Genomic DNA, 14,085 nt, shown 5'->3' with positions numbered 1-14,085 from the left:
GGGCTTGGAAACCGGCTTGGATGGGCCGCTGCAGCGGCGAGCGCACTCAGGACTTCTGTACCTTGGCGGCCTTGCCTTCGAGAAAAGCGCGAACACGGGCTTTGGCCTCGGGCGCGCTCTGCGCCACAGACGCCATCAGCGCTTCGGTGAACAAACCGTGGTCCGCGGGTTGTTCGGCGATGCGCGGCAGCGCGTGCATCAGTGCGAAATTGGTCATGGGTGCGTTCGCGGCGATGCGTGTGGCCAGCTCGATGCCCTTGTCCAGTGCCGAGCCACCGGGCACCAGGTACTGAGCCAGTCCAATGCGCTCACCGTCTGCGGCGTTGTAGACCCGGCCTGTGAGCATCATGTCGGTCATGCGGGCCACGCCGATGAGCTTGGGCACGCGCACCGAGCCGCCACCGCCCACGAAGATGCCACGCGTGCCCTCCGGCAAGGCGTAAAACGTGGACTCGTCCGCCACCCGGATGTGGCAGGCGCTGGCCAGCTCCAGCCCGCCGCCGACCACCGCGCCGTGCAGGGCTGCGATCACGGGCACGGTGCCTTTCTCCACGCAATCCAGCGCGCTGTGCCACATGCGGGAATGCAAGACCCCCTGGGCAGCATCGCGCTCGCTGAGTTCAGACAGGTCCAGGCCGGCGCAAAAGTGGTCGCCACTCCCATGGACGACGGCGGCGCGCACGCCCTCCGGCAGGTTTTGAAACAGGTCGCGCAGGGCGAGGATCAATCCGTCGTTGAGGGCATTGCGTTTGGCGGCGCGGTTGAGCGTGACCACGGCCACTTCGGACTGTTCGCCCACCAGGCGCAGGCTGAGATCGGGGTTTCGGTTTGTCATGGTGCTAGGGTTTTCCTGATGCTTGAATGCCGCCATTATTGTTATAAACAATAACTAAATCAAGGCAGCAGATCCCCTTCTTTGCTGGTGTTTACCCTGAGCCGGAGCAGAGATGCCGCCTTGGCATATCTGAAAGAGCCTGTCAGGGCTGGATGCTTGACCCCGACCGGTTCACAGTGGCGTAAGTGTGAAAGTGACGAGTGTTTTGTGTGACCCCGGGCCGGTTTTGTCCCGGTCTGTATTTCAATAGGAGACAACGATGAATTTCATGAATAGACGCGGGACCTTGATGGCCTTGGGGCTGGCCGCCAGCAGCTTGTTCGGTGGTGCGGCCATGGCGCAAGAAGTGGTGACGCTGCGGCTGCACCAGTTCCTGCCTGGGCAGGCCACCATTCCGGCCAAGGCCATCGCGCCGTGGGCCAAAAAGGTGGAAACAGAATCGGGTGGCAAGATCAAGATCCAGATGTACAACACCATGCAGCTGGGGGGCACACCGCCGCAGTTGTTTGACCAGGCACGCGACGGCGTGGTGGATCTGACCTGGACCGTGCTGGGCTACACCCCAGGGCGATTCTCCAAGACCGAAGTGTTTGAATTGCCTTTCATCACGACCACTGGCGAAGCCTCGTCGCGAGCGATCCAGGAGTACGTGGAAACCTATGCCGCTGACGAGTTCAAGAGCGTCAAGCTGATCGCGGTCCATACCCATGGACCTGGGCTGTTCCACACCAAGAACCCGATCACCAAACTGGAAGACCTCAAGGGCATGAAGATTCGCGGCGGCTCGCGCATCATCAACAACATGCTGACCGAATTGGGGGCCACGCCCGTGGGCATGCCGGTCACTGCGGTGACCGAGGCCTTGTCCAAAGGAGTGCTGGATGGCACGACGATCCCTTGGGAAGTGGTGCCTGCGGTGAAGGTGCAGGAAATCGTGAAGAACCACACCACCTTTGCGGGCAATCACGGGCTGTACAACTCGACCTTTGCGTTTTCCATGAACCGGGCTGCTTACGACAAGCTGCCAGCCGATCTGAAGAAGGTGATCGACAACAATTCCGGCATCGAGACCGCGGCCATGTTCGGTCGTGCGATGGACGAAGGCGACAAGGTCGGACGCGGACTGGCTGAAAAGGCCGGCAACAACATCGTTGCGTTGGACGCTGCGGAAACCCAACGCTGGCGCAAGACTGCGGCCGACGTGGAAACGATGTGGGTGGATGAGGTGAAAGCCAAAGGCATCGATGGCGCCAAGCTGGCCACGGCCGCGCGTGCGCTGATCGTCAAGTACAGCAAGTAATTTTCGCTCATCGCCAGCCACCTTCAGAGCACAGGTGGCTGGTTTTTTTTGCGTGCCTGGGCCAGTGAAAACTGGCAGGTCGGTTATGCTCAATAGTTTCGTTTAGCGGAATCTATTTAACAATAAGAAATATTTATCGGCGGCCATGGGCGAGTCTGCCCAGCCCGCAATGGGCCGCATGGACGAGGGGAGACAATGGCTGCGGTAGCACCTGAATTCAAAGGATTTCTGGATGATTGATTTGATATACCGTTCGGCCCGCTGGGCCGCGTGGATCGGTGGTGTGGTGCTGGTGGCGCTGATGTTGATGGTGGTGGCCAGCGTGACGGGTCGGGCATTGATCGGCATTGGCCTGGGGCCCGTGCCCGGCGACTTCGAGCTGGTGGAAGTGGGCGTGGGCATCGCCATCTTCTTCTTCATGCCCTGGTGTTACCTGCGCGGTGGACACGCCACGGTGGATCTGCTCTACATGCACACCCCGAAATGGGCTCAAAACGCCATCGACCTGGTCAGCGATCTGCTGATGCTGGGCGTGTGGCTGATCATGACCTGGATGCTCTTTCAAGGCATGCTGGAAAAGAAGGAGTACACGGAGACCACCTTCATCTTGCAGATGCCTGTCTGGTGGGCTTACGCCTTGTGTCTGGTGGGTGCTGTGATGGGCTGCCTGGCTTACTTGGCCAAGACCTTGACGCGGCTGGGCCTGGCTTCAGAGCCCGCTGGCTGGTCAATCGAAACGAACGCTGGGCACTGATTCAACATGAGCAACATCGAACTCGCTGTCTGGTCTTTCCCGATCCTGCTGTTTCTGATTTTCATCCGTGTACCGATTGGCTTGTCCATGCTGGTCTGTGGCCTGGCCGGCGCCTGGGCGGTGTACGGCAGCTACATGCCTATCCTCAGCCAGTTGAAACAGGTGACTTACAGCACCTTTTCCAGCTATTCGCTGTCTGTGATTCCGCTCTTCTTGCTGATGGGCCAGTTTGCGGCGCTGGGCGGTTTGTCCCAGGCCCTGTTCAAAGCCGCCGAAGCCTGGATCGGTCACCGCAAGGGTGGAGTGGCCATGGCGGCCGTGGGCGCATGCGCCGGCTTTGGTGCGATCTGCGGTTCTTCGCTGGCCACCGCTGCCACCATGGGTCAGGTGGCTTTGCCTGAGCTCAAGCGCGCGGGCTATTCGGGTGGTATTGCCACCGCTTGCCTGGCCGCAGGGGGCACGCTGGGCATCCTGATTCCACCTTCGGTGGTGCTGGTGATCTACGCGATCCTGACCGAGCAGAACATTGCCAAGCTGTTCCTGGCTGCTTTTGTACCGGGGTTGCTGGCGGCCATTGGGTACATGATTGTGATTGCGCTGTACGCGCGTCTCAAGCCCGATGAAGTGGGCACGATGGCCCCCATGCCGATGAAGGAGCGTTGGGCCGCCACCGTGAAAGTCTGGCCGGTGCTGGTGATCTTTATTTCGGTGGTGGGCGGTATCTACACCGGCCTGTTCACACCCACCGAGGGCGCGGCCATTGGCGCGTTTGGCACGGGACTGTCGGCCTGGTTCAGTGGTGGGCTCAACGGAAAAACGTTCAAGGGTGCGGTGCTGGGAACCGCCATGGCCACGGGCATGATTTTCATGATCGTGCTGGGGGCCGGTGTTTACAACACCTTTCTGGCGCTGTCGCAACTGCCGCAAGAAGCGGCCAACGCCGTGGCGTCATGGGGAGTGAGCCCCACGGTGGTGCTGATCGCCATTCTGCTGTTGTATGTGGTGTTGGGTTGTTTCATGGATTCGCTGTCCATGATCCTGCTGACCATTCCCGTGTTTTTCCCCATCGTGACCGCGCTGGATTTTGGCTTGCCTCCTGAAGAGTTTGCGATCTGGTTTGGCATCCTGGTGCTGATCGTGGTGGAGGTGGGGCTGATCACGCCACCCGTGGGCATGAACCTGTTTGTGATCAATTCCATGGCACGCGATGTGCCCATCACCCAAACCTACCGTGCGGTTTTGCCCTTTGTGGCGAGCGACGTCATTCGCACCGTTATCCTGGTGGCATTCCCGACCATCACCCTGTTTGTTTTGCGCTTTTAGGGGTGCGCACACGCCCCGTGCCCCGTGACATGGGGCTGCGAGGGCAGGTGTGGGGAGACCAGGTATTGACCCATGGGCTGTTTCCCCTCGCGGTCTTTTCCGCTTCTTACTGAATCATCCCGCGAAATCAACACATGGCCAATTTTCATCTGGGACTCATCGGATACGGCGAAGTTGGGCGAATCTTTGGAGCCGGCCTGCAGGCCACCATGGACGGGGTGTGTGCCTGGGATGTGAAGTTCAATGAAGAAGCGGCCAAGGCCGACGCACTGAACCATGCCCGGCAGGGAGGTGTTCAAGAGTGTGACAACATGGCCGGGCTTTGCGAAAACGCTTCCCTGATCATCTCCGCCGTCACCGCCTCACAGACCTTGCAAGTGGCAACGGATGCGTCCAGGCACATTCGCCCGGGTTGTGCTTTTCTGGATATGAATTCCGCTTCGCCCGGAACCAAGCAACAAGCGGCGGTTTTGATCGAAGCAGCGGGGGCGCACTACCTGGAGGCCGCGGTGATGACCTCGGTGCCCCCCTATGGTGTGCGCGTGCCCATGCTGCTGGGGGGGCCGCACGCCGAGCGGTTGCTGCCTGCGTTGCAGGCGATCGGGCTGGAGGCCCGCGTTGCCAGCGCACAGCTGGGCGTGGCCTCTGCCACCAAGATGTGCCGCAGCGTCATGATCAAGGGCATGGAGGCGCTGGTGATCGAGAGCTTCACGGCTGCGCGGCATTACGGCGTCGAAGGCGCTGTTGTGGCCAGCCTGCAGGAGACTTTCCCCGACATCGACTGGCCGCGACAGGGCCGCTATTTCTTCAGCCGTGTGGCCCAACATGGCCGGCGCCGCGCAGAGGAAATGCGTGAAGCGGCGCTGACCGTCAAGGAAGCCGGTTTTCAGCCCTTCATGGCCGCTGCCATTGCGCAGAAACACGACTGGATGGCGGCTCAATCGGAGGCTGGGCGTTTTCAGGCGCTGGGCCCGGAGCCGACCTGGCAAGCCTATGCCGACCGACTGATGGCGGCGCGCGGCGAGGCCGCCAACGACGACTGAAGCAACCCGCTGCCATGTTCGACATCCTGCCCATCACCGGCCCGATTTACCTCTGCATCGCCGCAGGCTATGCCAGCGTGCGCTGGAGCCTTTTCAGCAAGGCCGACATGCGGGTGTTTGGCAAGTTCGTGATCCAGATTGCGTTGCCTGCGCTGCTGTTCAATGCGCTCGCTTCGCGCCCGCTGGTCGAGGTGATGCACCCGGCCTATTTGCTGACCTATACCGTGGGTTCGCTCAGCGTGTTGCTGGGTGCGATCTGGTGGTCGCGCCGGCTGAACGGCAAGGGGTTGACGGAGAGTGCCTACGTCGCCATGGGCATGTCCTGTTCCAACAGCGGTTATGTGGGTTACCCGGTGATGCTGTTGATTTTCGGGCCACTGGCGGGTGTGATTCTGGCGCTTAACCTGATTGTGGAAAACCTGATCAAGCTGCCGCTGCTGTTCACGCTGGCCGACGCCGGTGCCCATGTGGGCGAACGGCCATCGCCTGCGTTGGTGTTGCGACAGACCGCAGAAAGACTTGCGCGCAACCCCATGATCGTTGCGATTGTGTTGGGTTTTCTGGTGTCGCTGCTGGGCTGGCAGCTGCCTTCAGTCATCAGCCGCACCGTGAACCTGTTTGCTGCCGCGAGTGGCGGACTGGCGCTGTTCATCATCGGGGGCAATCTGGTGGATTTGCCCATCAGGGGCATGCGCCGCCAGGTGGGTGCGATCGCCGCAGGCAAACTGTTCCTGCATCCTCTGGCGGTTTGGACGGCCATCATGCTGTTGCCTTTGCTGGGCTTGCCCGCTTTGCAGGGTGAGCTGCGCGCTGCTGCCGTGCTGTCGGCTGCCATGCCCATGCTGGGCATTTACTCGTTGCTCGCGGGTCGCCATGGTTTCGAAGGTTTCAGTGCGGCCGCCTTGCTGGTCGCAACGGCGGCCTCGTTCTTCAGCCTGAGTGCCATTCTTTGGCTCATGCGCCACAGCGCTGGCTGGCTGACCTGAGTTGAACGGGCGGCGCCTTAAACCGCGTCCATAACGGCCCGCAGGAACTGCTGTGTGCGCTCGTTCTGCGGGTTTTCGAACAGGGCCTGGGCTGGACCCTGTTCCTCGATGCGACCAGCGTGGAAGAAGCACACGCGGTCAGCGAATTCGCGCGCAAAGCCCATCTGGTGTGTGACCATGAGCATGGTCAGATCGTGCTCGGCAGCGAGGTCGCGAATCACAGCCAGTACCTCGCCGCAGAGCTCAGGGTCCAGCGCAGAGGTCACCTCGTCAAACAGCATCACTTTGGGCCGCATCGCCAATGCACGCGCGATCGCCACGCGCTGCTGCTGGCCGCCAGAGAGTTGAGAAGGGTAGTGATCGAGTTTGTCGGCCAGGCCCACCTGGGCCAGCAGGTCGGCTGCGCGCGCATAGGCCTCGTCTTTGCTCAGGCCCAGCACCGTCACCGGTGCTTCCATGCAGTTCTTGATCGCCGTCATGTGCGGGAACAGGTTGAAATGCTGGAAAACCATGCCAATGTGGCCGCGCATGCGCCGCAGGTGGGCTGAATTGGCGCGCACCAGTTGGTCGCCCTGGGGCATGTGGGTCAGTGGCTCGCCATCAATTGAGATCAGGCCGCTGTCGATGGTTTCCAGCGTCATCAGCATCCGCAACACGGTGGTCTTGCCTGAGCCTGACGGGCCAATGATGGCCACCTTTTCATGGGGCGCGACATCCAGATCCAGCTGGTCGAGCACGGTCAGTGGCCCGTAGCGCTTGGTCACTTTTTCGAAGTGCACCATGGGCGGCGTTGCCTGCACTGCACCAGCCTCGCTGTCGCTGTCGCTGTTGTCGTTGTTCTTGTTGTCTGTGTTCATGTTCGGCGGCCGGGGCCGGCGTTGAGGTGGCGTTCCAGGCGACGGATCAGCGCGGCCGAAACCAGGCTGAACACCAGGAAAAAGATGCCAACCAGGGTGATTGGCTCCACGTAGCGAAAGGTCTCCGAGCCCAGGATCTTGGCGGTTTGCATCAGCTCGAGCACCGCGATCACCGACAGCAAGGGGGTTTCCTTGAACAGCGCTACCAGGTAGTTGCCCAACGCGGGCACCACGGGCGGAATGGCCTGGGGAAGGATCACATTCTTGAATGTGGTCCAGTTCGAAAGGTTGAGTGCAATGCTCGCTTCCCACTGGCCCTTGGGCACGTTGGCCAGGCCGGCGCGGTAGACCTCGGAGCAGTAGGCGCCGTAGTGCAGGCCGAGCGCGATCACGCCGGTGAGCATGGCGTCCATGGTGAGCCCGAATTCAGGCATCACGTAGTAAAGAAAAAAGATCTGGATCAGCAAGGGCGTGGAGCGGATGAACTCCACCACACCCCCCACCGACCAGCGCACCCACATCGGACCGACCATGCGTCCGATCGCAAACAGTAGCCCCACCGTGAGTGCCACCACAAATCCCATCAGCGTGGCCTTGATGGTGATCACCGAGGCTTCGGCGAGCAAGGGCAGTGCTTCCCAGGCGTAGGCCCAGTCCCAGAGTTTGTTCATCCGACCCTTCCTCTGCGCAGGCCGCGCGCGGCTCGGGTCTCCAGTGCCCGCATGGCCACGGTGATCAGCACCGACAACGCGAGGTAGACGAGCAGCACACTGCCAAACACCTCTGCGGTGCGCAGGGTGTTCTGGTTGATCTGCTGGGCCTTGAAGGCCAGGTCGGACAAAGTGATCAGTGAGACCAGCGACGTCGCCTTGAGCAGTTCGATGAACAGGTTGCCCCAGGGCGGGATCATGGTCACAAACGCTTGCGGCAAGATGATGCGGCGCAAGGCTTGGGCCCGTGTGAGATTGAGGGCCGTGGCCGCTTCCCATTGGCCTCGGGTGACAGAGCCAATGGCCCCACGAACCACCTCGGCCCCGTAAGCGCCCACATTCAACCCCAGCGCGGCAATCCCCACCACCAGCGGCGAAAGGGTGAGGCCAAAGTGCGGCAACACGAAGAAGAGCCAGAACAGCTGCACCAACGCCGAGGTACCGCGAAACACCTCCACATAGGTGGTGGCGAACCAGCGCAGCGGTGTTGGCCCGTACAGCCGGGCCAGGGCGGCGCCGAGTGCGGCGAGAACGGCCACCACCGCGCCACCCGCCGTGACCTGCAGCGTGACGATGACACCGCGCAGGAGCTCGGGCAGGAAATCACGCAGGCTGGAGAAGCCTGCGATCCACAAGCCCGCGCCCAAGCACAGGATGGCCACGACCAGCGTCGTCGAATAGGTGGAGCGCAAAGGGGAAACCTTGTTGCGAGGGTTTACTCGCCTGCGCAGTGTTGCTCAGCGGTTTTCTCAGGCTGGTTGGAGGCGTCGAAGCCGAATTCACCCACCATTTTCAGGTGCTCTGGGGTGCCCAGGAATTTGGCCAGTTCGACGTTGACGGCATCGCGCAGGCTGGTGTCGGCCATGCGGAAGCCGAACGAGCCTTCGCCTTTGTATTTCTTGCCGTTGTGGGTGAAGGTGAAAGGCTCGGCGCGCTCGATCGCTTCATCTTTGCCAGCGAGGTCCTGAGCTGTGAGCGAGGTGAAGGCCGCAGCGGAGGCGCGGCCCGCTTTGACCGTGGCCACCGACGCCGCGAAGTTGGGCACGGTCACTTCCTGCGAGCGCTTCATGCCGGCGAGGCGTGCATGCTCGATTTCGGCGGTGCCAGCCACAAACGCAACCTTCAGATTCTTCTTCACCGCGTCATCGTAGGTGTTGATCCCGTCGGGGTTGCCCTTTTTGACAATAAAGGCCTCACCGATACCGTAGGTGGGATTGGCGAACAGGATTTGCTTGCAGCGCTTGGGGGTGATGTACATCGAGGCCACGATGGCGTCAAAACGGCTGGCTTTCAGGCCAGGGATCAGTGCGCCCCATTCCGTCAGTACACCGTCAACTTCGTTCACGCCCAGCTGCTTCATGATGTGGCGAAAAACCGCAGGGGATTCGCCGTTGAGCTTGCCATCGGGGGTGGCAAAAGCGTAGGGGGCTTCGTTGGCAAAGCCGACGCGGATATAACCTTGCTTCTGGATGCGCTCCAGCGTGGTTTCTGCTGCGGCCAGGCCGCTGCCGAGCAGCGCGCTGGCGCCGAGGACCGCGGTGACGACACGGCGGGACAGGCTGAGATTGAGTGGGCGTTGTTGCATGAGGAACTCCTTGTTGGGGTGGAACGGTCGATGCGCGCGCGGTACGCGGCGTGGTGGCGCTGGAGCGTCAGGTTTGACCCGGCAGCGTCAGGGGGGTGAAGTCTTCGCGTTCGGCGATGAAGTTGGGGCGCGGTGCCAGCCCGCAGAATGGGGCCACCGGCTTGTTGTCCACGCTGTTGTAGACCACGAACACATTGCTGCGTGGCATTGGCGTGATGTTCGAATTCGAACCGTGCATGGTGTTGCAGTCGAAAAACGTCACCGAGCCAGCCAGGCCCTTGGGCGAGGTGATGCCGAACTCATGGGCGAGCTGCGTGAGGCTGGTGTCATCGGGCACACCCACCTCCTGGCGCTTGAGCGAGGCCCTGTAGTGGTTGTCCGGCGTTTCACCCACGCAGGCAACAAAACGGTGGTGCGAGCCGGGCATCAGCATGAGAGGGCCGTTGTGCTCGGTGTTGGGGGTGAGGCTGATCGAGAAGCTGACGGTGCGCATGGCGGGAAGCCCATCTTCAACATGCCAGGTTTCGAAATCGGAGTGCCAGAAAAACTCTTTGCCCCGAAACCCATTCTTGTAGTTGATGCGCGACTGGTGGATGTAGACATCGCCCCCCAGCAGCTGGCGTGCCATGGCCACCAGGCGCGGGTGGCCGCAGAGCGCGCGCAAGACCTCGCTGCTGCGGTGCACCGCGAAGATCGAGCGCAGGTCACGGCTTTCGGGTTCGATCACCGCCTCGGGTGCGTCCTTGGCTTGCTCGTCCGTGCGCAGCCGCTGCAGCTCCTGCACGTAGCTGCCCAGTTCAGCCTCGCTGAACAACTGGTCGATGCTGAGGTAACCATGGTCTTCGAAAAAGCGCAGCTGGCTCTCGGTCAGAGGGCCGCCTGCCGCCGCTCCATAAACCACCGGATCGAGGCGGTTGGAGATGCGGGGGGCGGGCTCCTGACGGGACGGGTAGCGGTCAGCACCCGCACTGGCGCTGTTTGACGATCGTTGGGTCTGGATTGTGTTGTCGGGCATGTTTCGGATTCCTCCCTCAATCGCTCAGCGCGTAGGCGCCGGATTCATCGTGCACTTCATTGCCCGTGATGGGTGGGTTGAACACGCACACCATGCGCATGTGGCTGCCCTGGTTGGCCTTGAGCAGGTGGTGGTCGTGCTGGTTGAGGGCATAGATCGAGCCCACGCGCAGCTGGTGCGTCACGCCTGTGGCGAGGTCCACCAGTTCACCCGCGCCTTCGGTGAGGTACACGGTTTCCAGGTGGTTCTTGTAGTGCATGTCCAGCTCGGCGCCGGCCTTGATGACGGTGTCGTGCACGGAATAGCCCATGCCGACGTCTTTGAGGATGAGGCGGCGGCTGGTCCAGCCGGCGGTGTCCACATCGGCTTCGGTGCCGACGATCTGGTCGAGGTGTTTGACGATCATGTTCATTTCCTTTGAGGGGGTTCAGGCGCTCTTGCGTTCGTTGCCGGCGAGCACGGCGGCGAGGTTGCGCTCAATGATGTCGAGGCCTTGCGTGAGGTCTTCGTCGCTGATGGTGAGGCTGGGCAGGAGCTTCAGGACCTGGTCTTCAATGCCGGCGGTCTCGACGATCAGGTGGTCCTTGAAGCAGGCTTGGGACACCTGACCTGCGATGGATACATCGTCAAATGCAATACCGTAAATCAGACCCCGACCGCGAACTTCGGCCTGAGCACCGAGGCGGTCGACCATGGCTTGAAGCCGCTGGTGCACGATCTTGCTTTTGTGGTTCACGGACTTTTCCAGCCAGTCGTTTTCCCAATAGTCAAGCGCCTTGGTGGCCGTCACGAAGCCGGGGTTGTGTCCGCGGAAAGTGCCGTTGTGCTCGCCGGGGGCCCACTGGTCCAGCTCGGGTTTGATCAGCACCAGCGCCATGGGAATGCCGTAGCCCGAGAGTGATTTGGAGAGCGTGATCATGTCGGGAACGATGCCGGCTTCTTCAAAGCTGAAGAACTTGCCGGTGCGCCCGCAACCGACCTGGATGTCGTCCACGATGAGCACGATGCCATGGTCTGCGGTGATCTGGCGCAGGCGCTGCAGCCAATCGGTGGCCGCCACGTTGACGCCACCTTCGGCTTGCACGGTTTCCACGATCACGGCGGCAGGCGTTTCCATGCCGCTGCCGTCGTCGTTCAACATGGCTTCGAAGAAGCCCAGCGTGTCAGGATCGTCGCCCATGAAACCGCAGAAGGGAATGGACGAGGTGTTCTGCAGGGACACGCCGGCGCCGGCGCGTTTGAACCCGTTGCCGGTCACGGCCAATGCGCCCAGGGTCATGCCATGAAAGGCGTTGGTGAAGCTCACTACGCGATCACGCCCCGTCACTTTGCGGGCCAGCTTCAAGGCGGACTCCACGGCGTTGGTGCCAGTGGGGCCAGGAAACTGCAATTTGTAGTCGAGGCCACGAGGCTGCAGGATCACGCGGTGGAACCGCTCGATGAAGTCGCGCTTGGCTTCGCTGTACATGTCCAGCGTGTGGGTGATGCCGTCTCGCGAGATGTATTCGATCAGCGCGTCTTTGAGTTTGTCGGGGTTGTGCCCGTAGTTGAGCACCCCGGCACCCGCAAAGAAATCGAGGTAACGCTCCCCCTTCTCATCAGTCATCCAGGCGCCTTTGGCCGAAGCGAATACCGCCGGAAAGTTGCGGCAATATCCACGGACTTCGGACTCGTGTTGCTCGAAAATGTTCTGCATGGGGGAACTCCTTATAGGTAAAAAAAAGTTGAGGGACAGCGATTCGATCGTGGGATCAATCCGCTGCGACCAGGGATAGACCGACGCTGCTTGTGGCCGCGTCGCTACAGGCGGCGGGCGTGACTGCGCGTGGCAGCGGCCCGACTCGGAACAGGGGTTCTGGCGGGTGCTCGACCGGAAACAGATCGGCGGTGAAATGCGTTTGTACGTTGCATTCGGTGGACCTGAGCTGCGCGAAACGCTTGAAGAGGGCTTGCGACGCAGCGTTGTCGTCGGCCACTGTGGCGGTGACCCACAGCCGGTCCTGGTTGGCGGGCAGATCGATCCAGCGCTGCAAGAGCTCAACGCCCAAGCCGTGGCCGCGCAAGCGCGGCAGCAGGCCCACTTGCCAGACAAACGCTGTGCGCGCCTGCTCGGGCGGGTGGTAGCCAATAACGGCTCCCACCACCTCTCCTGACTGTTCGGCGATCAGGCAGGTGCGGCCAAAATCGGTGGCGAAGAGCAGGTAAAAATAGGCTGAATTCAGCTCCAGCGTCCCCGTGGCCTGGATGAGGCGCCAGAGAGCCGCGCCGTCTTTGGGCTGAGCGCTGCGAAATTGCAGAGCATGGACGTGATGAGCTGGTGTCTTGCCGTGAAGATACATGCGTGTTGGGTTTCCTGAAGCTGGCCGAAGCACAGCCTTGGAATAAGGCGCAACCCCGACACGGGATCTGACCAACAGCGCGTCGGTTGACGCGGGTCAGATCGGGCGGCTTCCCATGGCGGGAAGCCTACAAAAGACATTCAAGCGGCTCTGGGAACCCTTAGACAAAACCCCGCCGTGTGACGGGAGGTTGGCCCAAGTGTTTGGCGCTTGACTCGAAGATCGGCCGCCTTGCTCTTCCTTGTGTTTGTCAGCTACAAAAAATATAGCCCGGAAAGATGGTGCAAAAAGACAGCCGTTGGCGAACGTTATTATTGCGATGCAGCATTTTGTTGTCAACCCGCTTTGTGGCCTTTTGTCCAAACCCGCATGAACAGTAGCTTTCAGGCGGGGTGCAAAACCCGCAGTGCCGTGTTTCGCAACAAATCGAGGCATGTTTTTTGCGTCAGGGTGGACGGTCGCTGGGAACTGGTGGCGATGCTCAATCGGGCGCGCAAGGGCGGCTGGTGGATGGCCCGCAACTGAAACGCGTCGGGCCGCTGGGAGCTGTTCACTGCGTTGCGCGAGAGCAAGGCGGCGCCGGCACCATCGGCCACGAGATCGAGAATGGCGGCCACACCATCGATTTCCAAAGCGATCTGTGGGCGCAGACCCAGGTTGGCCATTTCGGTTTCCACGAACATGCGCAGGGCGTTGGGTCGGCTGGGGATCACCAATGGCAAGAGCGAGATGTCTTTCAGTGCGATGGGGCCCGGTGGAGGATATTGCGTAAGCTCGGACGGAGCGGGTTGCACAAGGAACAGGTCTTCCTCCAGCAGCGGGGTGAGCTCGATCGAGGGTGCTGGCTGGGCGTTGTACAACACAGCGATGTCGAGCCGACCGGTGGCCAGCCACTCTTGCATATTGGTGGACAAGCCCTCGCAGATCGACACGCTGGCCTGGGGCAGTTGCTGCCGAACGGCACGGGTGATGGGCACCGACAGCGCGCGGGAGAGGCTGGGCGGAAGCCCAATGGCCACCCGACCGGCCAGCGCACCCCCCACCCGACCCAGCTCTTCCCGGGCGCGCTCCACTTGGTGAAGAATGCCGCGAGCGTGTTCCAGCAGCAGCCTGCCCGCGTCGGTGGGCACCGCACCTCGGCCATTGCGCAGCAACAGGTTCTGGCGGAGCTCCACCTCCAGCAAACGCACCTGGCGGGAGAGCGCGGGTTGGGCAACGTCCAGCGCCTGGGCGGCGCGGGTGAAGCTGCCCATCTCGGCGACACGCACAAAGTACTCGAGTTGTTTGAGATCCATGGCGTGGCCCTCTGGTGGTGCCTGATTGAACCAACCTGAACCC

The 14,085-nt window shown here is 61.5% G+C and carries 15 protein-coding genes; 5 read left to right on the top strand and 10 right to left on the bottom strand.

What is annotated here, in order from left to right:
• Nucleotides 1-46 precede the first annotated feature (46 nt).
• The gene (locus E5678_RS08855) at nucleotides 47-835 is read right to left on the bottom strand and encodes a crotonase/enoyl-CoA hydratase family protein (protein ID WP_136178179.1); all 789 of its coding nucleotides are present in this window, start codon (nucleotides 833-835) and stop codon (nucleotides 47-49) included.
• A gap of 259 nt (nucleotides 836-1,094) precedes the next feature.
• Here E5678_RS08855 and E5678_RS08850 point away from each other — a divergent pair, with 259 nt between their 5' ends.
• The 5 genes from E5678_RS08850 to E5678_RS08830 all read left to right on the top strand — a co-directional run bounded on the left by E5678_RS08850 (nucleotide 1,095) and on the right by E5678_RS08830 (nucleotide 6,241).
• Nucleotides 1,095-2,135 carry a TRAP transporter substrate-binding protein gene (locus E5678_RS08850; RefSeq protein WP_136178178.1) on the top strand — a complete coding sequence of 347 codons (1,041 nt, stop codon included), beginning with the start codon at nucleotides 1,095-1,097 and terminating at the stop codon, nucleotides 2,133-2,135.
• A 232-nt stretch (nucleotides 2,136-2,367) separates the two neighbouring features.
• Nucleotides 2,368-2,889, top strand: coding sequence for a TRAP transporter small permease (locus E5678_RS08845; RefSeq protein ID WP_136178177.1), 522 nt, complete (start codon nucleotides 2,368-2,370; stop codon nucleotides 2,887-2,889).
• A 6-nt stretch (nucleotides 2,890-2,895) separates the two neighbouring features.
• Entirely contained in the window at nucleotides 2,896-4,212 is a 1,317-nt protein-coding gene (locus E5678_RS08840) for a TRAP transporter large permease (RefSeq protein ID WP_136178176.1), read from the top strand.
• A gap of 134 nt (nucleotides 4,213-4,346) precedes the next feature.
• A complete protein-coding gene (locus E5678_RS08835) occupies nucleotides 4,347-5,255 on the top strand; it encodes a DUF1932 domain-containing protein (protein WP_136178175.1) in 909 nt (302 codons plus the stop codon).
• 14 nt (nucleotides 5,256-5,269) lie between these two features.
• Entirely contained in the window at nucleotides 5,270-6,241 is a 972-nt protein-coding gene (locus tag E5678_RS08830) for an AEC family transporter (protein WP_136178174.1), read from the top strand.
• A gap of 17 nt (nucleotides 6,242-6,258) precedes the next feature.
• On the opposite strand, the gene ehuA is transcribed toward E5678_RS08830, so the two are convergent.
• From ehuA to E5678_RS08785, 9 genes are all read right to left on the bottom strand, one after another.
• Nucleotides 6,259-7,023, bottom strand: a complete 765-nt coding sequence (gene ehuA, locus E5678_RS08825; RefSeq protein ID WP_210732051.1) for an ectoine/hydroxyectoine ABC transporter ATP-binding protein EhuA — start codon at nucleotides 7,021-7,023, stop codon at nucleotides 6,259-6,261.
• 71 nt (nucleotides 7,024-7,094) lie between these two features.
• Nucleotides 7,095-7,769 (bottom strand): ectoine/hydroxyectoine ABC transporter permease subunit EhuD, encoded by a 675-nt coding sequence (gene ehuD, locus E5678_RS08820; RefSeq protein WP_136178172.1) that lies wholly within the window; start codon nucleotides 7,767-7,769, stop codon nucleotides 7,095-7,097.
• Nucleotides 7,766-8,419: an ectoine/hydroxyectoine ABC transporter permease subunit EhuC gene (gene ehuC, locus E5678_RS08815; RefSeq protein ID WP_136180706.1), complete on the bottom strand. Its 654-nt coding sequence runs from the start codon at nucleotides 8,417-8,419 to the stop codon at nucleotides 7,766-7,768. The genes ehuD and ehuC overlap by 4 nt, the downstream gene beginning before the upstream one ends.
• A gap of 104 nt (nucleotides 8,420-8,523) precedes the next feature.
• Entirely contained in the window at nucleotides 8,524-9,393 is an 870-nt protein-coding gene (gene ehuB, locus E5678_RS08810) for an ectoine/hydroxyectoine ABC transporter substrate-binding protein EhuB (protein WP_136178171.1), read from the bottom strand.
• Between the two features lie 67 nt (nucleotides 9,394-9,460).
• Entirely contained in the window at nucleotides 9,461-10,408 is a 948-nt protein-coding gene (thpD, locus tag E5678_RS08805) for an ectoine hydroxylase (protein ID WP_136178170.1), read from the bottom strand.
• Between the two features lie 16 nt (nucleotides 10,409-10,424).
• Entirely contained in the window at nucleotides 10,425-10,814 is a 390-nt protein-coding gene (locus E5678_RS08800; protein WP_136178169.1) for an ectoine synthase, read from the bottom strand.
• 21 nt (nucleotides 10,815-10,835) lie between these two features.
• On the bottom strand, nucleotides 10,836-12,104 hold the full coding sequence (gene ectB / locus E5678_RS08795) for a diaminobutyrate--2-oxoglutarate transaminase (protein WP_136178168.1): 1,269 nt from the start codon (nucleotides 12,102-12,104) through the stop codon (nucleotides 10,836-10,838).
• A gap of 55 nt (nucleotides 12,105-12,159) precedes the next feature.
• Nucleotides 12,160-12,747 carry a diaminobutyrate acetyltransferase gene (gene ectA, locus E5678_RS08790; protein WP_136178167.1) on the bottom strand — a complete coding sequence of 196 codons (588 nt, stop codon included), beginning with the start codon at nucleotides 12,745-12,747 and terminating at the stop codon, nucleotides 12,160-12,162.
• Between the two features lie 383 nt (nucleotides 12,748-13,130).
• A complete protein-coding gene (locus tag E5678_RS08785; protein ID WP_136178166.1) occupies nucleotides 13,131-14,042 on the bottom strand; it encodes a LysR substrate-binding domain-containing protein in 912 nt (303 codons plus the stop codon).
• Nucleotides 14,043-14,085: the final 43 nt, after the last annotated feature.

Origin of the sequence: Hydrogenophaga sp. PAMC20947, assembly GCF_004795855.1 — a bacterium.
GTDB lineage: Bacteria > Pseudomonadota > Gammaproteobacteria > Burkholderiales > Burkholderiaceae_C > Hydrogenophaga.
The sequence above is the reverse complement of the archived record's forward strand: the minus strand, read 5'-3'. Positions and strand labels throughout refer to the sequence as shown.